The sequence below is a fragment of the Planktothrix prolifica NIVA-CYA 540 genome, assembly GCF_963864145.1.
Taxonomy (GTDB): domain Bacteria; phylum Cyanobacteriota; class Cyanobacteriia; order Cyanobacteriales; family Microcoleaceae; genus Planktothrix; species Planktothrix agardhii.
The window spans coordinates 2,511,765-2,538,187 of record NZ_CAWLTW010000001.1 but is presented as its reverse complement, the minus strand read 5'-3'; the positions used below and the strand labels follow the sequence as shown (position 1 = coordinate 2,538,187).

Sequence of the window (26,423 nt, the reverse complement as noted above, 5' to 3'; positions counted from 1 at the left end):
GGAATCGGCAAGTCTCGAAAAGAAAATCGGAAATCCCCAACTGCTCTGATCTAGCAAAGTTCAATAGTTCTGAAAAACTGTTCACTGCAAACAGTTTACAAGTCACCTTAGCTAGAAATTTAATAAAGCGGACTATCATCCCGGCCCATTCGGAGCATTATACTCACACCAATATGAAAATTCTTAAAATACAGACCTTAAGAGGCCCTAACTACTGGAGTATCCGACGCCATCAACTGATTGTGATGCGTTTGGATTTAGAAGAATTAACGGAACGCTATAGCAGCGATATTCCAGGCTTCTATAACGGCTTAACTTCCGCTCTCCCGAGTTTAATTGAACATCACTGCTCACCGGGTGTCCGAGGGGGGTTCCTCAGTCGGGTAGAACGGGGAACTTTAATGGGACATATTATCGAACACATCGCCCTGGAACTCCAACAGTTGGCCGGAATGACCGTAGGATTTGGTCGCACCCGTGAAACCTCCAGTCCGGGGATTTTTCAGGTGGCGTTTGAATATGATAACGAACACGCTGGGCGTTATGCGGGCCGAGCCGCTGTCCGATTGTGCCAAAGTATTGCGGATACGGGAACCTATCCCAGCGAAGAACTTGCCCAAGATATTGAAGATCTCAAAGAATTAAAAGCTCAAGCCTCCCTTGGCCCTAGCACAGAAACCATTATTAAAGAAGCCGAAGCCCGGGATATTCCCTGGCAACAACTGAATGCTCGGTTTATGATTCAGTTTGGTTATGGATGTTATCAAAAACGGATTCAAGCCACCCTCAGTAACCAAACCGGAGTTTTAGCCGTAGAGTTGGCCTGTGATAAAGAAGGGACAAAACAAATTCTCCGAGATGCGGGGGTTCCGGTTCCCAGGGGAACGGTGATTCGCTATTTGGATGAACTCCAAGATGCCATTGATGAGGTGGGGGGTTATCCCATTGCCATTAAACCCCTCGATGGCAACCATGGACGGGGGATTACCCTGGATATTACCAAATGGGAAACGGCTGCTATGGCCTATGAGGAAGCCAGTAATGCCTCTAAAACCCGCAGTGTGATTTTAGAACGCTTCTATACAGGTCGGGATCATCGGGTGTTAGTGGTGAACGGTAAAATGGTAGCCGTAGCGGAACGGGTTCCGGCCCATGTTGTCGGGGATGGCAAATTAACCATTGAACAATTAATCGAAAAAACCAATCGTGATCCCCGTCGGGGCGATGGCCATGATAATGTCCTCACCCGAATTGTGGTGGATAAAACCGTGCTATCCATGATTGCGGAGAAAGGTCATACCCTAGAAAGCGTTATGCCCCCCGGAGAAATCTGTTTTCTGCGAGCTACGGCTAACTTAAGTACGGGAGGCAGTGCCATTGACCGTACCGATGAAGTTCACCCGGATAATGTCTGGCTGTTTGCTCGAATTGCTAAAATTATCGGTTTGGATATTGCCGGAATTGATGTGGTGACGCCTGATATTTCTAAACCTCTGCGGGAAGTCGATGGGGTGGTGGTGGAAGTGAATGCCGCCCCGGGTTTCCGAATGCACGTCGCCCCCAGTGAAGGTTTACCCAGAAATGTGGCCGGGGCGGTGATGGATATGTTATTTCCCCCTGGCCAGCCCAGTCGCGTCCCAATTTTAGCCGTCACCGGAACTAATGGTAAAACCACTACTACCCGTTTGTTAGCTCACATCATCAAACAAACCGGGTTAGCGGTTGGCTATACCACTACCGACGGGATCTATATTGGGGAATATTTGGCCGAACCAGGGGACAATACCGGGCCCCAAAGTGCCCAACTGATTCTGCGTGATCCGATGGTGGAAGTTGCTGTCCTTGAATGTGCCCGGGGCGGTATCCTGCGGGCAGGGTTAGGCTTTGATACCTGTGATGTCGGTGTGGTCTTGAATGTGTCGGCGGATCATTTGGGCTTGGGGGATATTGATACCCCGGAACAAATGGCGAAGGTGAAAAGTGTTGTGGCTGAAGTAGTGATGCCGAAAGGCTATGCGGTGTTGAACGCTGATGATCCGTTGGTGGTACAAATGGCCGAACGGGTAAAGGCTCAAATCGCCTATTTCACCATGAATCCTGATAATGAAATTGTGTTGAAACACACGGAATCCGGGGGATTGGCGGCGGTCTATGAAAACGGATATCTTTCGATATTAAAAGGAGATTGGACACTGCGGATTGAACAGGCGGTGAATGTTCCGATCACCATGCAAGGTCGCGCTCCGTTTATGATTGCTAATGCTTTGGCCGCTTGTTTGGCCGCCTTTGCCCAAGGGGTAAAAATAGAGCATATTCGGGCGGGTTTGTCAACCTTTATCGCCTCGACTTCCCAAACCCCCGGACGGATGAATTTATTTAATATGGGGAGTTATCACGCCCTGATTGATTATGCCCACAACCCGGCAAGTTACATAGCATTAGGGGCGTTTGTGAAAAATTGGCCGGGGCATCGGATTGGGGTGATTGGTGGCCCAGGCGATCGCCGGGATGAAGATTTTGTCACCTTGGGTCAATTGGCGGCGGATATCTTTGATGAGATTATTGTCAAGGAGGATGACGATACCCGGGGCCGAGAACTGGGTTCGGCGGCTCAGTTAATCAGCCAGGGGATTCAGCAAGTTTTAGGCACTATTCCTGGCCGTCAGGTACGTTATGAAACAATTCTTAATGAAACCCAAGCGGTGAATACGGCTTTGGATCGGGCTGGGGCGGGATCGTTAGTGGTGATTCTACCCGAAAGTGTGAATCGAGCGATTAAATTAATTGAGGTTCGCAACCCCATACAGGAGTCTATTGACAATTCCCATTCTCCGAGTCTTAATTCCTCAACGGTGATCCAATCTTCGATCACACTGTAGGGGCGGGTTCGAGTTAACCTTTGCTACCCACAAACAACCTCCCAAAACCCGCCCAGACATCACCCCAAATTAACGATTAATTCAATATTATTCTGGGGTTGGGCGGGTTTATAATGATTAGTTGTTGGAAACGGATATTAGTACGGAACCCGCCCCTACGGGGTTTGAAGAAATTAGGACTTGTGGGAATTCTGTTCCGTCTCAGAGGAGACTGAATCAGAAATATCTGGGGGGGTAGAGAATCCATCTTTAAACCCCTTAAGACTTTGGCCCAAACTTTTCCCAATTTCAGGAATTTTTTTAGGGCCAAAAATTAACAGCGCCACCACTAAAATAATTGCGATTTCTGGCCAACCTAAACCAAACATAATCTTTAGCTGCCTTTATAAAGGGATAAGTCAACCTTCATACTAAACTGATATTCTATGATATAAGTCTGAAACGTTTAAAATCCTACAATGGTTAACACCTCCTTCCCCTCGATTCGAGAACAACAGCACTCTCTCATCCGCCAACTCGCCAACCAAATTCAGGTTAGTTGGAGCCAATATCTCGATTTGGAACCCTACCATTTACCAGAAGATTTAGGATATGTGGAGGGACGCTTAGAAGGGGAAAAACTGATCATTGAAAATAAGTGTTATCAAACCCAACACTTTCGGAAACTCCATTTGGAATTGGCTAAAGTTGGCCAAAATCTGGATATTCTCCATTGCGTGATGTTTCCGAGGGTGGAATATGATATCCCCATGTTTGGGGCTGATTTAGTCGGGGGACGGGGCCAAATTAGTGCGGCTATTGTGGATTTATCCCCTACCCATTTAGACCGTAGTTTACCGTTACCCTATCAACAGCAATTACAACCCCAACCGCAACAACAGTTTTCCCAACCCCGTGAAATTCCCACTTGGGGGGATATTTTTTCGGAATTTTGTTTATTTATTCGACCGACAACACCGGAAGAAGAAACTCAATTTTTGCAAATTGTGACGCAATATTTGAAAGTTCATTGTGAATATGCGATCGCTCAAAACCCGATTTCTGAGGAACAAAAATCGGAAATTATTGCAGGTCAACAACGGTATTGTACTCAACAACAACAAAATGATAAAACCCGCCGTGTCTTAGAAAAAGCCTTTGGTGAAGAATGGGCTAATAACTATATGACAACGGTTTTATTTGATCTGGCTCCCAGCTAACTTAAGTTAATTTAGTAGATTCTGATTTACTGCTTTTTTTGCGTTGAGTTTTCCCTTGAGTTTTGGCTTGGGTTGTTTCTTCATGATGAGTTTCATGGGGTGGTGATTTCATCCCCGCAGGTCGAGTTGTACGGAAGGTAACATTGACTCCTTCATTCGATTGTTCTAATACCAATAAAGGCGTTGGTTTGGCTTTTTGATCCCATTCAATATGAACAATTCGTCCTTGAATAGTGGGTTGCCAATTATCATGTTCATCACTGGCGCTTAAATAGGTTTCTAAACAATCAATAATTTCATTAATTGTAGTTGATGTTGATTGGGTGGGTAATTTCATCAGTCGTACTTGAATCCGAAATAACACCCGTTTTTTAGAGTCTCCAGCAACACCCGTTTCATATTCTACATCAAAGATAGAATCGACTTGACGGGCTGTTCCTGCGGTGCTTTGTTCTCCAACAGCCGTTTGAGTTGGGCGGAGGGCGATGGAAATTTGTTGTTTAACTTTCATCTTAATTTGAACAATAATGGCATAGTGGAAAACATCCTCCGCCATCCGCATTCTTAAATAATCTAAGTTAAATTCCCGTGAGTGAATTAAATCCGGGTTTTTCTCCATTTTGGCAACCGTACCGACTGCCAATTTATATTTTTTCTGTAGCTCTTTGTTCCTAAAAATTTCCGTGTTTAATTGTTTGGTAAGGGCGCGGGTTTTCACTTTAAAAAAAATTATACTTCCCAACAATAAAACCAATAAAAGACCAGCAGCCCCCATCCAAATCATATCACCACCCAGTTTGACATTTTTAGCCGGGTGTTTGATCGGAGTTGCTGCGAGCAAAGGCTGAACCAGGATAATTTGATTAGACATAAGTTATAATCACTAAACTGTAGACTCAACTTTCGGAATTTGGGGTAAAACTGTTTTAACCGATCCAAAATATGTTAAAATGACAACAGTAGGACAATAGTACATCTGTAGTCTGATAATGATCGAATTGAATTTATTTTAATTGCTCGTTTTTTCTCCTTTAATGTTATTCATAAATTCCATACCTTTCAGTTTGATAAATTTATGGTAAGGCTATTAAGAGAAACAAAAATAAACCCTTGATTCCGCCATGATGAAACTATTTAACTCTAAGTTATCAAAGATTCCATTCCATTGCCTAGGATTTAGTCAAAAATCACTAAACAAGAGATTGGATAGTTCCCTCTGTACCTTACTGGAACCCTGAAGTTTTTATGTTACACTGCAAGCCAGGTTTATCCTTCTACTCTACTGCTATTCTAGCTAAGAATGTTTCCTATTCCCTTGATTTTAGTGTTGCGTTGTGAGTTACGAACCCCTACACCACAAATACCGTCCCCAAACTTTTGGCCATTTGGTCGGACAAGAGGCGATCGCAACTACCCTCACGAATGCGATTGAGTCTCAACGTATCGCCCCAGCCTACCTATTTACTGGGCCAAGAGGAACGGGAAAAACCTCCAGTGCGAGAATTTTGGCCAAATCTCTGAATTGTTTGGCCAATCAAAACCCAACGGCGACACCTTGCGGCGTTTGTGATATTTGTAAAGGCATTACTAATGGATCAACTTTAGACGTAATTGAAATTGACGCCGCCAGTAATACCGGGGTTGATAATATTAGAGAATTAATTGAGCGAGCGCAATTTGCCCCGGTTCAATGTCGGTATAAAGTATATGTCATTGATGAATGTCATATGTTAAGTACGGCAGCGTTTAATGCCCTATTAAAAACTTTAGAAGAACCTCCAGATCGAGTAGTATTTATATTAGCAACAACTGACCCACAGAGAGTTTTACCGACGATTATTTCCCGTTGTCAACGGTTTGATTTTCGGCGAATACCCTTAGATTCAATGATCAAACATTTAAAATATATTGCCCAACAGGAAAATATTAATATTGCTGATGATGCTGTTTTTATGGTCGCTCAAATTGCCCAAGGAGGGTTAAGGGATGCGGAAAGTTTACTCGATCAACTCAGTTTATTGTCCGGTGAAATCACTGTCGAGAAAGTCTGGGATTTAGTTGGGGCGGTTCCTGAACGGGACTTAATTAGTTTATTAGAAGCGATTAATTCCGGGGATACAGCTATTATTTTAGACTGTATTCGTAATTTGCTAAACCGAGGACGAGAACCTTTAATTGTACTACAAAATTTAGCTGGATTTTATCGAGATTTGTTAATCGCTAAAAGCGCACCGAATCGTTCTGATTTAGTCGCATTAACTCAACCAACTTGGGAAAAACTCTGTCAATTTTCTAACCATTGGGATAGTACAATTATTTTAGCAGGTCAAAAACATTTACGAGAAAGCGAAGTTCAAATTAAAAATACAACTCAACCGCGTTTGTGGTTGGAAATTATCTTATTAGGTTTACTTCCCGCAGCATTACAAAAATCTGTTATCACTCAAACCGTTACTGTTACCCAAAATCCTCAAAGAACCGTCCAAACCCAACCGGAAACCGTTCCATTTGTACAACGTTCAGAACCTTCAAACCCGTCACAAAATCCAGTTAATTCTCCCGTTTTTCAACCTACATACACCCCCGAACCTCAACCGCAAACCCAACCCCAAGTTAAAGCAGAAATTCCCGCACCACCCACAGAACCCCCTATTGTTACCGATGCTAATTTAGATCAAATTTGGCAACAGGTATTAGATTATATTCAACCCAATGGAACCCAACAAATGTTCCGTCAACAGGGTCGTTTAATTCAGTTTAATTCTGAAGTAGCGGTGATTAAAATGGCTTCTTCAACTCTGTTAAAAATGGCACAAACTAAACAAAAATTATCCAGTTTAGAAAAAGCATTTCAACAGGTTTTTGGTCATCCTGTGAAAATTAATTTTGATAGTAGAGGTGGAAATTCTGTTAATCAAGTTCAAGATATAACTCCCCCTTCTCCACCTTATTCTCCTGTTAATAATTCTAGGGTTTATTCTCCAGAAGTTGTACAACCTCCTGTAATTAATACTCAAGAACAACAACAAATTTCTGAATCTCCAAATCAGGATATTAACAAAAATCATCAAATAGAAAATATTAATAATAATTCATTTAAACAGATTGAAAAATCAGAAATAGTTGAATTAACACCGGAACAAACAGATATTCAATCTGTGGCGATCGCATCTCAAAAATTAGTTGATTTTTTTCAAGGAAAAATGATTGAATTAGAAGAAAAACCAATATCTAAAACCGCTACTTTATTAGACAAAAAAGCTGATGCTATTGAAATCAATGAAAATGAGAACTTTATAGAAACTGATGATCACGATGAAGACAATTATGATGATTTTTGATTTCGTGTCTTTGTGTCTTTGTGGTTTATTAAAAATACCCGGTATCTCATAGGATTAAAAACTTTTATATTGTTAAGTGGAGTGGTGCGTGCGCGGAGATCCACGCACCCTAATTATTTATCTAGCCAGGGAGGTTTTTTCTAAGGGGAAACCTAACTGTTCTCGCTGTTCTAAATAGCGTTGGGCGACTCGTCTAGCTAAATTGCGAATTCGACCAATATAACGAGTCCTTTCTGTAACCGCAATTACGCCCCTAGCATCCAATAAATTGAAACTATGGGAACATTTAAGAACATAATCTAAACTCGGTAAAACTAATCCTTTTTCGATTAATTGTTCCGCTTCCTGTTCATATAATCCAAACAAAGTAAACAAAAATTCTGGGTTTGAGGCTTCAAAATTATAGGTACATTGTTCTATTTCTCCCTGTAAGTGAACATCCCCATAATTAATTTTATCTGTCCAAGAAATTTTAGTCATTGCATCCACATTTTGCAGATACATGGCTAGACGTTCCAAACCATAAGTAATCTCAATAGAAACGGGACGACAATCAATACTTCCGCATTGTTGAAAATAGGTAAATTGAGTAATTTCCATCCCATCTAACCAGACTTCCCAACCCACACCCCAAGCCCCCAAAGTCGGAGATTCCCAGTTATCTTCCACAAACCGAATATCATGATCTTCGGGGTTAATTCCTAATAGTTTCAAGGAGTCTAAGTAAACCTCTTGAATATTATTCGGAGATGGTTTAATTAACACTTGATATTGATAATAATGTTGAAAACGGTTGGGGTTTTCTCCATAACGGCCATCGGTGGGACGACGACAGGGTTCGACATAGGCGACCGACCAGGGTTCGGGGCCAATGGCGCGTAAAAAGGTATGGGGATTCATGGTTCCCGCCCCTTTTTCGGTATCATAGGATTGGGCAATCAAACAGCCGCGATCGCTCCAAAATTGATTCAGGGTAGCAATAATTGATTGAAAATTCACGGGATGTAATTCTGATCTAATTGTTTTGACATTAATCAATTTTACCATTAATTTTTGGGCATGGATGAAATGCCTTTAAATAGCATTACTAATCCTCCAATTAAAATTGCGATCGCTATTCCCCCCATCACCGCATCTAATACCCCAGTATTTTCCATTTATTGTTAATTTTCTATAATTATTCTGATTCTATTCTAACACAATTCGTTTTTATTGATAGAATAAATATATCCATTAATTCACCCAAAGGCAACATCAATGACAATCCCCCTTTTCCAATGGACAATAGAAGACTATCATAGCATGATTGATGCTGGAATTCTGGATGATAGATCAGTAGAATTCTTGAATGGTCAGATTATTAAAATGTCTCCCGAAGGAATTTTCCACGCTTATTTTAGTGATGCTACAGCAGATTATTTAAGAAATTTATTAGGAAATCGGGCAAAAGTTCGAGAAAGAAAACCCATTACTTTATGTCAATCTAGTTCTGAACCAAAACCCGATCTTGCGATTGTTGAACCTTTGGGAAGTGTTTATTTAGAACATCATCCCTATCGCAATAATATTTTTTGGTTAATTGAGTTTTCTAATTCTAGTTTAACAAAAGATTTAGAGCAAAAAAGCAAAGTCTACGCAACAGAAAATATTCAGGAATATTGGGTTGTGAATTTGCGAAATCAGACGTTAATTGTGTTCACAAACCCTCAACAGGGTGATTATCAATCCCAAGAGATTTTAACTCAAGGAAACATTTACCCTCTGGCTTTTCCTGATGTGGCGGTTTCTGTTCAGAGGTTATTAGTTGTTTAGAAAAAGATTGTTCACATTTTTCCTAATATTTTTACATGAATATATAGGGTCGCTAAATAAACCCGCCCTTTTCTTTAATTCTTAGTCTCAAGTTTGGTTTACAATAAAATAAGCCACTATTATAAAAATTATGTTAAGACAGTCTAAGGGAAAATTTTTGCTCAAGTCTGAAGCATTACTCGAAGAATTTATCTGGTTACATCTCAACCCTTTGCTTAATTTAGATCCCGTTAAAAAACAATATTTTATTAATAAACAAAATCGTTCTGATATATTAGGAGTTAACCCAGAAGGTAGACTGGCAATATTAGAGCTTAAAAAAGGAGAAGGAAAAACGAGTATAGATCAACTATTAAGATATCAAGATTTTTTCGGGAAAGAATCTCATCAAGATCCTAATTTTGAACGAGTAGATTTTAGTAAAAAATTTCTTTTAATTGCGATCGCTTCACATTTTAATATTTCCACCATTGATTATGCTCGAAAGATGATTCCTGATTGCTTATTATTAACCCATGAAGTGAAAGAATATGACAATGGAGAATATTTTTTGGTTTTAAAAAAACTTGATAATAGAATTTTATCAAGAATTTCAATTGAAATCATAGAAGATTCATTATTTGAGTCTTTACCTTCCTTTATTCAGGGATATTTGTTAGATAAACCACAAATTAGAGAAAGAGTTTTAAAGATTATTCAAAAAATACTATCTTATAATTCAGAGATCAAAATTGAAGAAAAAGTTAATTATACAGGACGAACTTACAAAGAAATTTTATTTACAAAATTTGATTCAAAAAAACAAATTTTAACTAATAAAACCTGTGCTGGTTTTAATTACTTTCCTGAAGAAAATATAAGATCAGGTAAGCTGCAATTGTATATTTGTTTACCGACTGTTGCATTTCAGCCTAGACAAGCCAAATGGATTAAAGGAGTAGATGCAATAGATATACAAACTGAAGATTTTGTTCACGTTACTCAATTGTTAGATTTTAATACTATATTACACTTAGAGGGCGGTTTTCAGCTTAAGTATCCTTTTCAAGTTACTGGTATTAATGAAATTTTCGACAATTTCCAAGATTATTATATAAATTATCGAAAATATATGAAATCTCGTCAAAAGCTAAGACCTGTTGATGCTTCTGATTTTACCTCAGTAGACAGTATAATCCAGATGGCTTTAGAGGATTGGTCTGTTAGATAATATTTGTGTTATACTAAAAAATACTATATTCTTCTAATATTCGCTATCTTGATTTAATCTTTCAGAACAATCCTTATGCCAACCTTAACTATAACAACAGAACAAATTATTGATCTAATCCAACAATTACCATTAAAAGAAAAACGGATCATATTGCTAGAACTTGTGAAAGCAACAGAAACCCAACGTCAAGAACGCTTAGACTATGGTGAAAGTCAATTGCGGAGATTGTGTAATGAAAGAGGAATCAATTGGAATACTTTATCTGACGAAGAACGCGAGGATTTTATTAATGATTTAATTCATGAGGATAGACCATGTATCCAATAGTCGTATTTGATACGAATGTATTGCTATCTGGTCTGGGTTGGCGAGGTAGTCCTTATCGATGTTTGGAATTAGCTAGAACGGGTCAAATTAAGGCGATCACTTGTCAAGAATTATTGGATGAGTTGCTGGAAAAGTTAGAGCAAAAACTCAATTTTACAGATTCTCAAATTACAGATACTTTATCCGATTTATTGAGTTTCTTGCAGGTCGTCAAAATTTCTAATACTCTTAATGTTATCATCACTGATCCTGATGATAATATGGTGTTAGAATGTGCGGTTGTTGGTCATGCAAATTATATCGTAACTGGAGATAAAAAACATTTACTTCCTTTGAAAAATTATCAAGGAATTGAAATTGTGAATGCAGCAAATTTTTTGAGTTTAATGGGTCAGGGGCGGGTTTAGGTAGGTTAAGGGTGGGATTTTAATATTCTTACAGAACCCCCCCTACGAGATGGTTTGATCGATAATGCTATGTGTTTCCATTCTTTTTGACAGAATATTATTGTCATTTAATTAATAAAAATTTTAGAAAAACTAAGAAGTCTGGAAAATATTTTGTACCATTTGTTGATTAGAACGCATCACAGCATTATCTAACGCTGCCACTTCTCCTGAGTCCAAATACCACCCTAACGCCCCTAAATTATCTTTAGCTTGCTCTATATTTTTCGCCCCAGGAATGGGAATTGTGCCTTTACAAATACACCAATTTAAAGCAACTTGGGTTAAGGTTTTAGAGCGAAATTCAGCAATTTCTTTTAAACAAGCTAAAATCGGTTGAATTCCGGGTAATAGTTTTTTAAATAATCCTCCGCGAATACCTTTTGGTAAAGGAGTATTTTCCGAGAACTTTCCAGTTAATAATCCTAACCCTAACGGACTATAGGCAATTAATTTAATTCCTAATTCATCACAAACGTTTTTTAACCCTAATTCCGTGACCGGATAAGTCGATAATAAAGAATATTGTACCTGTAAAGTTGAAATTGGAATTCCCCGATCGGCAAATTTTTGATAGACTGTTTTTAAGCGTTTCGGCCCATAATTAGATAACCCAATTCCTTTAACTAATCCCTGTTCATATAAATCCCCTAAACCGTCTAATAAATTCCCCTCTTGCCAAGGTGCATAATTAGCTGTAGACCAGTGCATCTGAACTAAATCGACATTTTTTCCTAACCGTTTGGCGGAATTTTCACAAGCATGAATCATTGATTTTCGGGTTAATCTCCAGGGATAGGGGGCTAATTTTGTAGCGATACAAATTTGATCTTGATTTATTCCTTGATACTGTTGAGAAAATTGTCCTAAAAGTGATTCACTACGGCCATTAAGTTTTCCCGTCCCGTAAGAATCTCCCGTATCAAATAAAGTGACACCCTGACTCACACATAGGTTAAATACCTGTTGTAACTGTGTATCCATACTGGGATCATAACCCCATAATAGGCGATTTCCCCAGGCCCAGGTTCCGCATCCCATTTTAGGTAAAGATAGGAGTTGATGATTGTTCATAATCACGATTAATAACGATAATAACTGATCATATTATAAGACAATTAAATCATTATTTCAAAAAAATAGTAAGGAACCACAAAGGCACTAAGACACGAAGGGATAATCGGATTTTTCCGTTAGTAATATGCACACTCTTGATGATGTTTAATGGCTTTGATCTAATAATAATAAAGTTTGGAATAATACATTGGCTCCTTGGGTACAATGTTCGGGGGATGTATATTCTGTTTCAGAATGACTAAAGCCTCCTTGAGAGGGGACAAAAATCATTCCCATATTGGTAATTCTGCCGATTTCTAAGGCATCATGTCCGGCGCGACTGGGAAGATAATCATAATTTAAGTTTAACTGTTTACAAACAGATTCAATACTATATTGAATTTCAGGAGTCGCTAAGGTTGGTTTAACACTGAGTAAGGGAGTTGTTGAAATTTTGGTATTAGTTGAATGGGCGATCAATATTATCTTATTGTGCAATTGTGCCAACATTTCCTGTAAACAATTATCAGATAAATCTCGCATATCTACAGAAAGTTCTACCTGTCCTGGGATAATATTAACTGCATTGGGTAAAACATTAAGATATCCCACCGTTGCTACGGGTTGGGAAGGCATTTTTAACGCTATTTCTCGCACTGCTAAAATTAATTCTGCCGCCGCTATTAACGCATCCTGTCGCATTTCCATGGGTGTTGTTCCGGCGTGGTTGGCTTTTCCAATAATCGTAATTTTTAGGCGCTCCATTCCTACCACACCCTGCACAATTCCAATAGAAACCCCCTTTTGTTCTAATATGGCCCCCTGTTCCACGTGCAGTTCCACAAACGCCACCAGATCTGCCCGTGACCGTCGCGCTGTTGCTAGGTTATCCCAGTTGCCTCCCACCCGTGCTAAACATCCTTGAATCGACTCTCCTGCCTTTGATTGATAACGATCTGGAGCATCGAGTAACACCGTTCCTGCGATCGCCTGAGCACCAATCATGGTACTTTCTTCGTCGGCAAATACTATCACTTCTAGGGGATGATGGAGTTGTAGATTATGGTTTTTTAATGTGTGTACTACTTCTATGCCAGCTAATACCCCCAAGGCTCCATCATAGCATCCGCCCGTGGGTACGGTGTCGATATGGGAACCCGTCCCGAAGGCAGGAGCCGTGGGACTTTTGCCCGGATAGCGACCGATGAGATTCCCGGCTGCATCGGTGCTAACGGTCATTCCTGCCTCTAGCATCCACTGTTTGACGGTAGCACGCCCCTCCAAATCCTCTGGGGAAAAGGCGAGGCGACAAATACTACCCGAAGGTTGTTGACCGATTTGGGCTAAAGTGTTAATTCGGTGATGTAGGCGATCGCTATTAATACTAATTTGGGTAATCTTATCCATAATTTGATTCTCCTGAAAACAAATAAATCAAAAATTTAATCTTTTTTAACATCTATTTTTTATTCTTTCCACCATTATCTTGATTTCCATGCCAGAATACTGTATAAAATGTACTTTACAAGCTCAAAAACCACTATAAATTCCTATAGCGATCGCACCATAATCAGTTATCAGTGTAAGAGTTAATTAATTGACTAATAAATCCTCATTACCCAAAACCCAAAACCCATTACCCACTCCCTTCTATGACCAATACTAAACGGATCTTTATTTGTGGTTCGGCCCTCCAGGGTCAACCGGATCATAAAAACTTAGGGGAAGCAAAATTGATTAAATCCGCTAAAACCATGCCCCTATATCGCTTACACGCGGCGGGCAATGGTTGGCATCCGGCGATTTATGAAATTGGAGAAGACGGAATTTCTATCCCCGGAGAAGTGTATGAAATCTCCCACACCCAGTATGAACATTTACTGGTTAACGAACCTCCGAATATGTATCCAGGGGACATCAAGTTAGAAGATGGGGAAGTCTTAACTGCGATGCTCTATCCGAAGGAATTAATCGAACACTATCAATGGCCAGATATTTCTACTTTCGGGGGTTGGGCTGCTTATAAAAAATCAAATCCAATTTAATGCGGTAAGGGGTCGCCCTCTATAATGTTAGTTTACCGGATTAGTCTTTGTGCTAAAATCAAAAAATCAAGTTTATTCTTCCCATAAAAGAGCGATCGCAAATCTAACTAATTCCCCCATCAACGAAATTCTTTCCGTTGGACTAGCGACCTGTTCCCAACGGAATAAACTCTCTTTAAATAGGGGTTCTTGTTGGGCGCGTTGCACAATACCTTGAATAATCACTTGATGTTGTAAATCCTCAAGTTCCACACCATTTTTAGCCAGGAAATCTAATAATCTTTGGACACTAACCACAAATTTTTCCGGTTCCTGCGATCGCAAAATCCCTTGAATTTGACGAGAAATTTCTTGATATAAAGTTTGATGATTATTCCCTTCAATTATAGCAGGAGAGATCACCGCTTCAGGAATTCCATCCAAATCTACGGCCGCATTAAAAATAGGAACCTCCAAATTTAATAACCCTAAAATGTCCGATCGCTTCTGTACAAGTTTCTGCTTCATGGCCGGATAGGACTTTAAAATCTGTTGACTTAGAAGTTTAGCATTGACTAAATAATTTGCCCTAATATAAAGTAAAAAACTATCCGGTTGAGTTTCAAATCCTTGAATGCTCAACTCAAGTTCATGACTCTCCTGTTCTACTTTAACTAAAGTATAAACCAAGGCTTCCCAATTCGGATATTCCGTAAATTCCACCGGAATTAACTGGCTATCTTCTGGGGAATCTTGAGCCAATTCTCCAGGTAAAAAATTTCGGTCACTGGGATAACGATTTTTGGGTTTTTTATTCGTATAATCAAAATCAGTATAAACATATTCACACTCTACTTTATTCAGTTCAACTTCTGATTTTTGCCAATTATAAATACAACATCCCGTTAATTTAGATCCCTCTAAATTCGTTCTAATTAAACGACTTTCGATTAATAAAGTATCTCGCAAATCCGCCTCGCTTAAAATCGTATCTCCCAGATAAGCCCCGCTTAAATCCGCCCTGCGAAGGTTTGCCCCCCTTAAATTCGCTTCAGTTAAATTTGACCAAAGTAGATAAACTTCCTCTAAATTTGCCCGTAATAAATAAGCTTTTTTAAAACTGGTTTTTAATAAATAAGCTCCGGTTAAATTTCCTCGACTCAAATCCGCCCCATCAAGAACCGCATCGGTTAAATCTGCTCCCGTTAATACTACTCGGTGCATATCCGCCCCCGTTAAATTTGTAGAGCGTAAGGTAGCACCATTTAAGTCCGCTTCCGTTAAGTTGGCTTCAATCAGAATGGCATCTTTTAAATTAGCCCCCGCTAACTGAGATTCTCGTAAATTTGTCCGAGTTAAATTCGCTGCCACCAAACTTGCCCGAGTTAAATTTGCCTCCATTAATTCTGCACCGATTAATACAGCATTATTTAATTTTGCCTGTTCTAAATTAATCTGATCCAATTTCGCGCCCGTTAAATCCGCATTACTTAAATCCGCTTCAATTAAAACTGCCCAATTCAAATCCGCCTGTTGTAAAGTAGCAAATCGTAAGTCCGCCTTTGTCAGATTTGCACCACTTAAATTGCTTTGATTCAGGTTACTTCGGGTTAATATCGTACTGCGTAAATCAGCCCGCCGAAAACACACTCCCACTAATTGAGTTTTGCTTAATACCGCCCAACTGAGGTTAACGCCCGTGAGGTTCGCGCCCGTGAGGTTAATCTCCTGCAAATTGACACCGCTTAGGTTAACCTCACTTAAATCAATATAGGTAAAATTGCGCTCTCCCGCTTGATACCGATCTAAAAATTCTTGTCTGTTCATGGGACAGCTGTGAACAAGGCTGAAAAGGGTTCATCAACAGTCTATCTTGTTTTTCTGGTCGTGATCAGGGGGATTGGCTTCCCATCCTGACCCAAGGCGACTATAGGGGTTGAAGTCCCTGAAATAATCAACCTAAATTGTCATCGCCCTAAAATTTTTTACTTTTACCCCTAGACAGACTCTAAATGATCTGTTACTATATTTAATTGTCACTCATGGAGAGGTGGCTGAGCGGTCGAAAGCGACAGATTGCTAATCTGTTGTACGGCAGGTAACTCCGTACCGAGGGTTCGAATCCCTCCCTCTCCGTTTTTCAGGCTGAAATCGCCCTTTTATGGGTTCACCGGGAATGAAGCCAATCTTGGATTTCCTGGGTTAACCAGGCGCATTCCTCCGCAACAAATAGTTCGCCAATATTATTGGTTCCCGAGGTTGTCCGAATCACTACCTGATATTTGGATTGTTTTTTTTCCATAAACACACCAATAATATTCCCCACGGAACCCGATTGGAAACAATATTTATGTCCCCTGGATTTTCTAAAAATTCTGAATTGGAAATGATCAAATTCTACAAAGGTTTTTTCATCTATAAAGAAAAATATCCAGAATAAGATTGAACTTCCTAGAATTGAAGATAAAAATAAAAATAAAACTAGATTCGTAAAAAATACAGATAAAAAGGGTGGAATAATTAAGAATACGATAAAATACAAGATCAATAAATGGAAACATCCCATTTCCATTGGCAATAATTTGCTAAACCCCTTCGGCGGTAAGTATATTTCTAGGGTTTCAGATGTTTTATTCAGACAAATTTTACTATAAAAAGGTCTAATCAATTTGGGAATTAAAGCCTGTTGGGGGGCGGTATTTTGAGTTTTGAGCAGAACCATTTTTTTAGATTGTAAAGATTTTAAAGCCTCCCTTGCGGTTTGTATTCTTTTTTCTAAGGAAATTTCCGTCATTTGTTCAATCCATCGGATAAAATAGGGATTCAAACTAACCCGATCTGCAAATTGAATCCGAGCATCCCGTTGAGGTAAATCCGCCGGATAAGTATTAGTTAATAAATGAATTAATGTGGCTCCTAAAGCATATAAATCCGATGCTGCAACCGCCCGTCCCCAAAATTGTTCTAAGGGTGCATAACCACTGGTTCCAACAACGGTAAAAGTCACCCCCGTCACCGATGCTTGAGCTTGTACCGCACCAAAATCCACTAAATAAATCTGTTCTGAACTGTCTAAAATTAAATTACTCGGTTTAATATCTCGATGTAAAACCGGAGGACTGAGTTCATGCAAATAAATCAATATTTTTAAGATATCTTTGGCAATTTTCTTAACTTTGGCTTCAGTAAAACGGTGCCCTTTTTCTAATAGGTCTTGGAGGGATGAACCGGGAATATAATCTTGCACTAATCCAAACCAAGGTAAGCCCCCACCTAAATTTTGATCTATAGAAAAATAATCTCGATAATGGGGAATACGCGGGTGATTTAAGGCTTGTAAAACCTGGGCTTCTCGTTCAAAAAGTTTTAATTCTTCCCAAGCCATTTGGGGGCTAAACGCTAATAACTTTATAATAACCTCTTCTTGAGTTTCTTGATCCATTGCTAACCAAGTTTGGCGTCCGGCGGCGGTACGTCCATATTGATGCTGGAGTTGATAGCGGTCTTGGAGGATTTGTTGTTGATTAAACATATTTAATATTATGCGTAATTCCTGTTTTATACTGATAACTAATTACTGATAAATGACTAATATGATGAAACAGGTTCCTTCAACGTAAGCGGGCTAAATTATTTAAAGTTTTCTTGGGAAATATTTGGCTTAAAAATCAATAGCTTCTGGTAAAAACTCAGGGTCAATAACTTGGATAATAGGATAAGGACAATCTACTGGAAATCTATCCAATGGCAATCCTGTTTCATTACTAGCAGCTTTCTTCCCCCGCCGATAACACTCCGCTAAAACTTCATTTGGAAGCGACTTCAAACTAGGACTTTCTTCGAGTAAATCAGCAATCCGATTTCGTTGTTCATCAATCGTATTTTGCCAAGAACCGCTACGCAAATTAGCTTGATATTGCCATTTGAGTAAATGGTGTAATAATACCTCCAAACGACTTTTTAATTCCCGGCGATCTGATTTTCCCAAACTTTCAATTTCCTCAATGACAGCCTCCCAATCCACTTCTCCAAATTGTCTCCCACGAATAAGTTGTACAGTCCGTTCTGTCCAGGCTAAAAAGTCTATTTCATATAACTTAGATAGGATTTTCGGAGTAGTGGTCATGATTTTTTCCTAATAAAAGGTTCCATTTCTAGTTAAAATATGTGGGATTTTAATACAGCAAAATCACCCTTGCTGTAGCTTCCCATAACACTGCTCAAAGATGAAACAGGTTCCTTCAATTGTAGTCCAATTTCTTCTCACCCTTACAATCGCTGGTTTAGGATGGTATGCTCTGGCCGCATCGGTACGCATACAAGCCGCAACTCCCCAAAAAGCGACTTCCCCCTCCTCCATCCCTCAACCTCAACCTCCTCAACCTCAACCTCAACCTCAACCCACCATCGACCCCCAACCGGAAGCCCTACGCAATAAACATCGAATTGTGGTAGTTGGAGATAGTATTACCCAAAGTGGAGGACAATATGGCGGTTATGTCTGGCTATTACAACGCTATTTGAATTTACTATATCCTGATAAACCTGTTGAAATCATCAGTTCAGGTGTTTCTGGGAATACTTCAACCCAACTGAATGAAAGATTTAAACAAGATGTTTTAGACAAAAAACCCGATTTAATTACAATTAATATTGGGGTGAATGATGTTTTACAAAGTTTTCAAACTCCGACGACCGCAAGACCAAATATTCCCACAACCCAAGAATATCAGCAAAATTTAACCGCCATGGTACAGGCGGCAACCTCAAAAGCAATTCCAGTTTTATTATTATCACCTACTATTATTCATGAAGATCTCAGTAGTCGAGAAAATCAACGAATTGCCGAATATATCGCCGTAATGCGGGACGTTGCTCTGCAATATCGCTGTCAATTTATTGACTTAAATATTCCCTTTCGCCATGTCATTATCACCTATCAACGTTATGGGGGACAGGGACAAAATCTATTAACTCGGGATGGGATTCACCCGAATATTGCCGGACATCAAATTATTGCCTATAATATTCTCAAAAGTTGGGGTGTGCCTGAACCCAAAATCCAAAGTTTAAAAGTCAGTAATTAATTTAATCTTCCATAGCAATTCTTATCGGTGTTGATAACCAGGGTTAGGGTATCATCCCCAGCATGAGTAATTCCCCCTTTTTGGGAATAGTTGAGAATTGTTAATTTTAATTTGGGACTATCCAATAATGCTAATTTACGCGATAATCAATAACGTCTGAAATTTTCACACCCATTAAGAGGTTAAACTACAAACATCAGAATCCAGTTATTGCGATTATTGTTTATTTTTGTCAGACCCTAAAGTTATAGCATCTATTACTGAATATGAAATTACAAGACATTTTAGGAACCGAACAACGTTATGATGTGAAGGTGATCACATCGGATCAGGACTTAGCCCGTCAAATTCAGGTAATTTTAATTAATTTAACCTTGCTTGACCCCCCATCAGATGGCAGCTTTGGACAGAAATCCACCGCAGCCCTGCATCGGTTTCAAACCTTAATGGAATGTGAAGAACCCGGATTTTTAGGAGCGAGAACTGCCAAAAAATTAATAGAAACCAAACGGGAACAACTTCCTACCGATGTTCCGGTTCTTAAAATTACCCAAGAAACAATTTTAAAACTGAGACCCGTGACATCTTCCCAATTAAGTGAAGCTGAGAAAAAAGGCATAAAAGCAGGTCAAGAATTCAAACTTATAGCCTATGAACCCCTACGCGGTCATATTAGAGTCGCTTTTCGGGGAAATGAATTTGGGGAACAATCAATTTGGTATGTATTTGATCAACACGCCGAAATTTATCAAGGGAAGAATTTAGTTTATCCTAAACCCCGCCCTAAAAGTATCAAACTCGCTAATTTTCCCTATAAATCTCAACTGGATAACTTTTATAATCCCACCGGGTCTTGTAATGTTACTTCCATCGCCATGTGTTTGCAATATTTAGGCATTCCTCGGCGTACCAGTGGCGGTCAATTTGAAGATGAACTCTATGAATATGCCTTACAACAAGGTTATAGTCGCTGGAGTCCCTATGATTTAGCCAAAATTGTTAAAGATTATGGAGCCAAAGATTTCTTTTCAGACCGGGCAACCCTAGAGGAATTACAAGACTGGTTAGCTGATGGTAAACCGGCGGTACTTCATGGTTATTTTACTGCCTTTGGTCATGTTATGCCCGTGGTGGGTTATGACGAAAAAGGCTTACTGGTACATGACCCATACGGAGAATGGTTTCCTTCGGGATATCGCACGGATTTGAGTGGTGCTTATTTACCCTATTCCTACAATTTAATCCGTCGAGTTTGTATGCCCGATGGGAATTTTTGGGTACATTTTATTTCGACTTAATTTCTTGTTTCTGGGGCTATCCTCAAAGTCCCCCTTGAGATGGGGGATTGAGGGGAAGCTGACGAATCCTTTCTAAATAAAATTGTGCCGCTCGGTCAATGGGATTTAAGGCAAAACAATCTTCAAATGCCTTCATCGCTTCTTGATAATTTTCAATATTATAAAGAGAAACCGCTTCTTCAAATAGAGTTTTAGTTGCTAATTTTCCGTCTTTAATTTGAGGTAAATCGGCATCAAATACTTCAAAAACAGACACCATTTCCGATTTGCCTTTAACATTAACCCGACCCATTAACCGAATGCCATAAAGACTAGGATTTTGTAACGCCTTTAACGTATATTCAGAAATTAATAAAGGCACACCAAAATATTTGGTTAACCCTTCAATTCGAGAGGCTAAATTCACCGCATCACTAATCACCGTACTATCCATCCGATTTTCTCCGCCCACGGTTCCCAACATTAAAGATCCCGTATTAATTCCAATACCAATAGACACTTTAGGTCGGTCGGATCGGCTTCGGGTCAGATTATATTCCGCCAGTGCTTTTAACATAGTAATTCCTGCTTGAATCGCATCATCTGCACCCCCATTAAATAACGCCATAATTGCATCACCAATATATTTATCAATAAACCCTTGATGTTGGGTAATAGCAGGTTCCATACGGGAAAGGTAGGAATTAATAAATTGAAAATTATCTTCCGGGGTCATCTTTTCACTAATGCTGGTAAAGTCGCGGATATCGGAAAATAAAATAGACATTTCATGTTGTACTCCCTCTCCTAATTTCACCTCGGCGATACTGTTATAACCCAGGAGAGAGAGAAATTGTTGGGGGACAAAACGAGTGGCGGCTTCCGTTAATTCTAACTGAGTTTGCATGGCAACTTCTAAATTACTATTGACTTCAAACAGTTCCTCAATAAACTGTTGACGCTCAACTTCAGCTTTTTTCCGTTCCGTAATATCGGCAATAAATCCTTGGTAATAGAGTAAATTACCATTGGGATTAAAGACGGGTTTAGCACTAGCAGAAATCCAAATTTTATGTCGATCTGCCCGATAAATTTGAAATTCAAAGTTAGAAACCGTTTCCTGTTCCTGCATTAAACTAATAAATTTCTGATGACGTTCAGATTGCACATATAATGAATAACTAGAAGTATGTAGAATATCCATCAAATCTTGGGGAGAATCATAGCCATAAATCCGAGCCATAGCCGGATTAACATTAATATAAGAATGTTCAGGATGATATTGAAAAATCCCTTCTAAAGCGTTTTCATAAATACTGCGATAATTTTCCTCTGCAATTCTCAGGGCTTCTTCCGCTTGCCGACGTTCAGTAATATCAATTCCCACCGCAACAGAAGCCAAACCTTGCTGGTATTTCTGCACCACAATTAAATAGTAACGCCGTTGATCATTTAGGATAATTGGCAAAATTTGAGAAGCTGATTGTTCAGGACTTGATAGAAACTGACGGATAAATTCAACATATTCTGAATTCTGCTGAAAAAATCCAATCTTTTTACCAATAATTTCTGGCATATTCAAACTTAAATTATCTGCTAAATGACGATTTACACCGATATAAACTCCATCAGCACTCAGCCAAGAAATGGAACCAGGTACGGCATTTAATACCGCTTCTAACTGTTCTTTGGCGGCGGATAAAGCCTCTTTTGCCTGTTGTAAATCAGCATTTTTTGTTTCTAATTTGGCAAAGGATTCTTGCAGTTGCTCGGTCATGGTATTGAAAGAACTAGCTAAAACTTCAAGTTCTGTAATCCCTTTAGTTTCAATATGTTGATCCAACTCCCCTTGAGCAATCGCTTTTGAAGCTTGACTTAATTTCAAAATTGGTTGAGAAATCCAACGGGAGGTAGCAATTCCTGCTAAAATTGCGATCACTAATGCCACTAAACATAAAATAATAGTCAAGCGATTATTAGCATTAATTTCATCCATAAAATCCCGTTCTGGAATCACCACCACAATTAACCAGTCCAGTCCCCGACCATCTTTAAAGGGTAAAACTTGAATAAATTGCCGTTGATTATTCAGTAGAAACTCTGTTTGTACAGGTTTATCTAAGCTGGCAAAACTGCCATATTGAAGGATCAGTTGTTGGGTTGCACCTCGAATTAAAGGATTTTGGCTATCGGTTGCGGGGAGGAGTTTGGCTTGCTTCCCTTCTCCGACGGTTAGGGTTTCATCGGTCGAACTCGAAAGTAACTGACCAGTGCGATCGCTGACAAAGGCAATACCCGATTTTCCGATCGCTAAACTTGATAGGAATTTGCGGAAATCATCGGGAAGCAAAACATCCGTGGCGCAAACCCCCAGCAGTTCGTCTGTATCGGGATTATAAATTGGTTGGCTGGCCGTAACCGTAGGTAGCCCGGTGGAGAAGGCTAAATAGATATCACTCCAGACCGGACGCCCAGTTTTTTGGGCTTTTTGATACCAAGGGCGTTGTCGCGGGTCATAAATAGCCCCACTATCCTTGTGTAATGTGGTGGGTCGTCCCTCCCTATCAACATTGTAGAGATATAAATGTTGTCCGGTTTCGGCGTTAGCTGTCCACAAACCCAAGGTATTATTCTCTAAAATCCGCACCGCCCCTAAAAATTCTCCTTGGGAGTTACCGCAATAAATCGAATACAGCAGGGGGGATATTTTTAATTGATCTAATAGGGGACGGGCGCTGTCAACATTCCTGACATCGAGTTCCCCGCGCAAAAATGCACGACTATTGAGTTGGTTAAGTCTGTAGGGGTTTTCAAAATAGCTTTTGAGTTCCTGTTCAATCCTGGCGCTCAGTTCGCTCCTCAGTTGAGAAGCGAGGGTATTGACGGCTTTTTGAGCATTCCTAAAGGAAAGATACCCTACTAAGCTAACGGCGGCAACGATTTGAATGACAAATGTAACAACAAGGGTAGTTCGCAGGCGCACTTTAGGTTTACTGGGGGGGAACGAAGGTGCAGAAGGAGTGAATCTCATGGTGGGTGGGTCAGGATAATAGATCAGGGATCATAGCTTTATTCTGAATCCCTAGTCTTTAAACAGACATTTTAGGCATAACACCGTATTTACCCCTAGGTTTGATTGGCTATCTTTCATCATAAGAAAAAGATGGGAGAGTGGAAACTCAGTGTCTTCAGACCTGAGAGGAAACGCGACACAGGGGAATTTATTCCCATTGAAATATCAAAAAATGTGCTAGAATCAAAAACACATGAGTAAGAACAATAAATATCTGCGTGTTGAAGTATCCTAGTATCGGAGAAATCCCGGCTCCCCTGAAACAACGGTTAGATTTAATTCTAACGGCAGTATGACAAGCAAGGAGCAAGTAAAGGCAGGATATGGAGCGTACCGCAATTTGGCTTAGTGATATCTTCTGAAAGTGTTTTGATTCAAAAGTAAAAGTATCGGGAAGATCGGGTTTTTCGTCCGCTCAACTCAGTAGACGATCTTTGGCAATCGTAGCGAGAATTAGATTAAACTAATCCTGTCCGCAGAATCTCAGTGTCTTCAGACCTGAGAGTGTCAAAACTGTCTTCAAGAGTTACAAATCACCATAATCCTGATCAAAAGTCAAACCCGCCCTGAAACAAATTCAAGGCGGGTAGACGGTTTAATAGAATTTCTGCATTAATCCTATTATTTTTTTTCCTAATTGGGATTGGTTGGGGGCTGTTCCGAATTATTATTAGTCACGGGTTTAACCTTTTGATCTTCAGTTTTAGATTGGGTTTCTTTCCCAGGTTGGGCTGGAGCGATCGCCACATTAATTACAACCTCCGTCACCCCTTTAATTTCTTTTGTTAAGGGATCAATCCGGTCATATTGGGGTTGGTTTGGCACTGTTCCAGCTACAGTTACAACTCCATCTTTAGCTGTAACCGTTAGTTGACTTGCGGGTAAATTAGCTTCTAATTTAGAGCGAACTTCACTTTCTAAATCACTCGACGCTCGAATAGCATCACCACCGGTGATATTATTCCGTTGTTCCCGCGCCCGAATATCTTCATTAAGCTGACGTCTTCGCAGTTCGTTTTTGGCATCTTTCTGAACGGCTTGGGAGGTTTCTACCGTTGGGGTTTCTGCGGTTTGGTTTGACCCACTCGGTGCGCCTGTGCTAGTTTTGGCAACATTCCCGCAGGCTACTGTGCCCAGCAATAAGAAACTACCCATGAGTAAAGCGGTTAATTTTTTCATGATTATAACTCCTAAACAAAAATATAAAGTAGGGAACACCGAATTAGAAACAGCATAAGCTGTTCCCAAATTCGGAAATTAATGGCTTTTAAACAGGGAAATCCGTGCGATCGCGACCAAGGGAAGTTAATGGTTTTGTTGGGCGAGTTTCTATTAGTGGAACTTCGGTTTGATCATAAACGTGCCATTGTTCAATTTTATGATTACGAAAAATTGGTGCCGCCCGTTGAACTTCATCTTTTGTACCACTGATCACCACAACGGAGTCACCCCGATTTAGGCGATCATTATAGATTTTGGTCTGTTCGGTGGGAATACCGTCTCCCATACCGTCAAAGCGATCGCTCATTTCAATATCCGCAAACCATTGTTGTTTTGGCTGATGAGAGACTAAACGAATCTGAGTTAAGGGGAAACCTGTACTTCTTAAATCCGTAATCGCCTGTTCGGTGTCCTGTGGATTGGAGAACACACCCATCGCCCGTTTATTGCCGTTGGTATGTAGGGAATCATCCCCATTGCCTAAGGTAATGTCTCGGTTTAGGTGTTCCGGGGACATGGAGGCAAGACCGGGGGCATCATAAACCCTGTATTCCCGAATATTATGGGTTTGTAAAATTTTGTGGGCGCGGGTAATATCCGCCTCGTTGCCATCAATAATCATCAAATATTCACCGCGACCGATGCAGTCGTTATAGACTTTGGCATCTGCTTCGGGAATTCCCAAGCCAATTAATCCCCCTAATAACCCTCCAGTGGCAACCCCAATCGCTGTCCCGGCTAAGGTAGTTGCGATCGCTGTAGCAGCGGCTCCCGCTAACATAATCGGGCCGATTCCAGGGATGGCGACACTGCCTAAACCGACTAATAACCCGGTTAGTCCACCTAAAACCCCCCCAGTGGTCACACCTAAAGCAGCCCCTTCTTCGGCTTTATTATCAACTCGGTTGGCAACATGACCCTCGGAAACGGAATCACTGACATCGGCTCCAGCAATGTTGTCGTCATGAATTGCATCTTTTGTCATCACAGAAATCTGATTCATCGGAAAACCAGAGTCTTTTAAGGCATGGAGGGCTTCTTCAGCCGTACTCCGGTTCGGAAATACACCTACGGCACGCCGATTTTTAGTCGCCACAGAATTAGACTGACTGATGACCATAATATTGTTCCTTGAAAATATCTTATTTGTTTGTGTTTGTAGCTTCAACAAGATCGACTCAATTTATTAAGTTTTAGTGCTAAAAACGAGACGACACATTCTGTCGTAAAGATCAACACTACAATTTTTTTTAAGTGACCCCATCTCCTCAAAACGGTCTGAGGTTTACAGGTGTTTAATTATGAATTTTAACTTCCATAATCACTACGTTAACGAGATCAGAGATATTTGCCCTCTGTCTTTAGAGACAAGTTTTTATCACTGATGACTGATGACTGATTATTAAGTTATGTCTAAAGAATGGTGATTTTCCTGATAATTTGTTTTATAATAAGTAAGTGTGTATTA

At 39.9% G+C, this 26,423-nt stretch carries 21 protein-coding genes and 1 tRNA gene; 11 read left to right on the top strand and 11 right to left on the bottom strand.

All coding sequences use genetic code 11. The features are described from left to right. Nucleotides 1–173 precede the first annotated feature (173 nt). Nucleotides 174–2,879 carry a cyanophycin synthetase gene (gene cphA, locus AC559H_RS11545; RefSeq protein ID WP_026797027.1) on the top strand — a complete coding sequence of 902 codons (2,706 nt, stop codon included), beginning with the start codon at nucleotides 174–176 and terminating at the stop codon, nucleotides 2,877–2,879. 173 nt (nucleotides 2,880–3,052) lie between these two features. Here the strand turns inward: cphA and tatA are convergent, their stop codons facing one another. Further along, nucleotides 3,053–3,247, bottom strand: a complete 195-nt coding sequence (tatA, locus tag AC559H_RS11540; RefSeq protein ID WP_026795770.1) for a twin-arginine translocase TatA/TatE family subunit — start codon at nucleotides 3,245–3,247, stop codon at nucleotides 3,053–3,055. Between the two features lie 90 nt (nucleotides 3,248–3,337). Here tatA and AC559H_RS11535 point away from each other — a divergent pair, with 90 nt between their 5' ends. Further along, complete coding sequence (locus AC559H_RS11535) at nucleotides 3,338–4,078, top strand: phycocyanobilin:ferredoxin oxidoreductase (protein ID WP_026795771.1); 741 nt, start codon at nucleotides 3,338–3,340, stop codon at nucleotides 4,076–4,078. A gap of 1 nt (nucleotide 4,079) precedes the next feature. On the opposite strand, the gene AC559H_RS11530 is transcribed toward AC559H_RS11535, so the two are convergent. After that, nucleotides 4,080–4,949, bottom strand: a complete 870-nt coding sequence (locus tag AC559H_RS11530; RefSeq protein WP_026795772.1) for a hypothetical protein — start codon at nucleotides 4,947–4,949, stop codon at nucleotides 4,080–4,082. A gap of 463 nt (nucleotides 4,950–5,412) precedes the next feature. Here AC559H_RS11530 and AC559H_RS11525 point away from each other — a divergent pair, with 463 nt between their 5' ends. After that, nucleotides 5,413–7,419, top strand: coding sequence for a DNA polymerase III subunit gamma/tau (locus AC559H_RS11525; protein ID WP_026798503.1), 2,007 nt, complete (start codon nucleotides 5,413–5,415; stop codon nucleotides 7,417–7,419). A 117-nt stretch (nucleotides 7,420–7,536) separates the two neighbouring features. Here AC559H_RS11525 and glyQ read toward each other — a convergent pair whose 3' ends face one another. Next, nucleotides 7,537–8,418, bottom strand: a complete 882-nt coding sequence (gene glyQ / locus AC559H_RS11520) for a glycine--tRNA ligase subunit alpha (protein WP_026788697.1) — start codon at nucleotides 8,416–8,418, stop codon at nucleotides 7,537–7,539. A 258-nt stretch (nucleotides 8,419–8,676) separates the two neighbouring features. Here glyQ and AC559H_RS11515 point away from each other — a divergent pair, with 258 nt between their 5' ends. From AC559H_RS11515 to AC559H_RS11500, 4 genes are all read left to right on the top strand, one after another. Continuing rightward, nucleotides 8,677–9,231 carry a Uma2 family endonuclease gene (locus AC559H_RS11515; protein ID WP_026795773.1) on the top strand — a complete coding sequence of 185 codons (555 nt, stop codon included), beginning with the start codon at nucleotides 8,677–8,679 and terminating at the stop codon, nucleotides 9,229–9,231. 130 nt (nucleotides 9,232–9,361) lie between these two features. Then, nucleotides 9,362–10,441 carry a PDDEXK family nuclease gene (locus AC559H_RS11510; protein WP_026795774.1) on the top strand — a complete coding sequence of 360 codons (1,080 nt, stop codon included), beginning with the start codon at nucleotides 9,362–9,364 and terminating at the stop codon, nucleotides 10,439–10,441. 75 nt (nucleotides 10,442–10,516) lie between these two features. Beyond that, the gene (locus AC559H_RS11505) at nucleotides 10,517–10,771 is read left to right on the top strand and encodes a hypothetical protein (RefSeq protein WP_026795775.1); all 255 of its coding nucleotides are present in this window, start codon (nucleotides 10,517–10,519) and stop codon (nucleotides 10,769–10,771) included. Then, nucleotides 10,759–11,178, top strand: coding sequence for a putative toxin-antitoxin system toxin component, PIN family (locus AC559H_RS11500; protein WP_026795776.1), 420 nt, complete (start codon nucleotides 10,759–10,761; stop codon nucleotides 11,176–11,178). The genes AC559H_RS11505 and AC559H_RS11500 overlap by 13 nt, the downstream gene beginning before the upstream one ends. Before the next feature lie 132 nt (nucleotides 11,179–11,310). On the opposite strand, the gene AC559H_RS11495 is transcribed toward AC559H_RS11500, so the two are convergent. Then, nucleotides 11,311–12,291 carry an aldo/keto reductase gene (locus tag AC559H_RS11495; RefSeq protein WP_026795777.1) on the bottom strand — a complete coding sequence of 327 codons (981 nt, stop codon included), beginning with the start codon at nucleotides 12,289–12,291 and terminating at the stop codon, nucleotides 11,311–11,313. A 147-nt stretch (nucleotides 12,292–12,438) separates the two neighbouring features. Continuing rightward, on the bottom strand, nucleotides 12,439–13,680 hold the full coding sequence (locus tag AC559H_RS11490; protein WP_026795778.1) for a Zn-dependent hydrolase: 1,242 nt from the start codon (nucleotides 13,678–13,680) through the stop codon (nucleotides 12,439–12,441). Nucleotides 13,681–13,925: 245 nt separating this feature from the next. On the opposite strand from AC559H_RS11490, the gene AC559H_RS11485 reads away from it, so the two are divergent. Beyond that, nucleotides 13,926–14,318: an allophanate hydrolase-related protein gene (locus tag AC559H_RS11485; protein WP_026795779.1), complete on the top strand. Its 393-nt coding sequence runs from the start codon at nucleotides 13,926–13,928 to the stop codon at nucleotides 14,316–14,318. A gap of 72 nt (nucleotides 14,319–14,390) precedes the next feature. On the opposite strand, the gene AC559H_RS11480 is transcribed toward AC559H_RS11485, so the two are convergent. Continuing rightward, nucleotides 14,391–16,124 (bottom strand): pentapeptide repeat-containing protein, encoded by a 1,734-nt coding sequence (locus AC559H_RS11480; RefSeq protein ID WP_026795780.1) that lies wholly within the window; start codon nucleotides 16,122–16,124, stop codon nucleotides 14,391–14,393. Between the two features lie 217 nt (nucleotides 16,125–16,341). Here AC559H_RS11480 and AC559H_RS11475 point away from each other — a divergent pair. After that, nucleotides 16,342–16,433: transfer RNA gene (locus AC559H_RS11475), tRNA-Ser, on the top strand. A gap of 31 nt (nucleotides 16,434–16,464) precedes the next feature. Here the strand turns inward: AC559H_RS11475 and AC559H_RS11470 are convergent. Both AC559H_RS11470 and AC559H_RS11465 read right to left on the bottom strand, forming a co-directional pair. After that, complete coding sequence (locus AC559H_RS11470) at nucleotides 16,465–17,829, bottom strand: serine/threonine protein kinase (protein ID WP_026795781.1); 1,365 nt, start codon at nucleotides 17,827–17,829, stop codon at nucleotides 16,465–16,467. A 129-nt stretch (nucleotides 17,830–17,958) separates the two neighbouring features. Continuing rightward, the gene (locus tag AC559H_RS11465; protein WP_026788707.1) at nucleotides 17,959–18,423 is read right to left on the bottom strand and encodes a DUF29 domain-containing protein; all 465 of its coding nucleotides are present in this window, start codon (nucleotides 18,421–18,423) and stop codon (nucleotides 17,959–17,961) included. Between the two features lie 100 nt (nucleotides 18,424–18,523). Here AC559H_RS11465 and AC559H_RS11460 point away from each other — a divergent pair, with 100 nt between their 5' ends. Further along, nucleotides 18,524–19,384 carry an SGNH/GDSL hydrolase family protein gene (locus AC559H_RS11460; protein WP_051319717.1) on the top strand — a complete coding sequence of 287 codons (861 nt, stop codon included), beginning with the start codon at nucleotides 18,524–18,526 and terminating at the stop codon, nucleotides 19,382–19,384. A gap of 266 nt (nucleotides 19,385–19,650) precedes the next feature. Further along, complete coding sequence (locus AC559H_RS11455; RefSeq protein ID WP_026788708.1) at nucleotides 19,651–20,682, top strand: C39 family peptidase; 1,032 nt, start codon at nucleotides 19,651–19,653, stop codon at nucleotides 20,680–20,682. Between the two features lie 22 nt (nucleotides 20,683–20,704). Here the strand turns inward: AC559H_RS11455 and AC559H_RS11450 are convergent, their stop codons facing one another. The 3 genes from AC559H_RS11450 to AC559H_RS11440 all read right to left on the bottom strand — a co-directional run bounded on the left by AC559H_RS11450 (nucleotide 20,705) and on the right by AC559H_RS11440 (nucleotide 26,075). Beyond that, a complete protein-coding gene (locus AC559H_RS11450; protein ID WP_081693645.1) occupies nucleotides 20,705–23,692 on the bottom strand; it encodes a PAS domain S-box protein in 2,988 nt (995 codons plus the stop codon). Between the two features lie 675 nt (nucleotides 23,693–24,367). After that, on the bottom strand, nucleotides 24,368–24,913 hold the full coding sequence (locus AC559H_RS11445; protein WP_071782766.1) for a BON domain-containing protein: 546 nt from the start codon (nucleotides 24,911–24,913) through the stop codon (nucleotides 24,368–24,370). Nucleotides 24,914–25,001: 88 nt separating this feature from the next. After that, entirely contained in the window at nucleotides 25,002–26,075 is a 1,074-nt protein-coding gene (locus tag AC559H_RS11440) for a hypothetical protein (RefSeq protein ID WP_051319830.1), read from the bottom strand. Nucleotides 26,076–26,423: the final 348 nt, after the last annotated feature.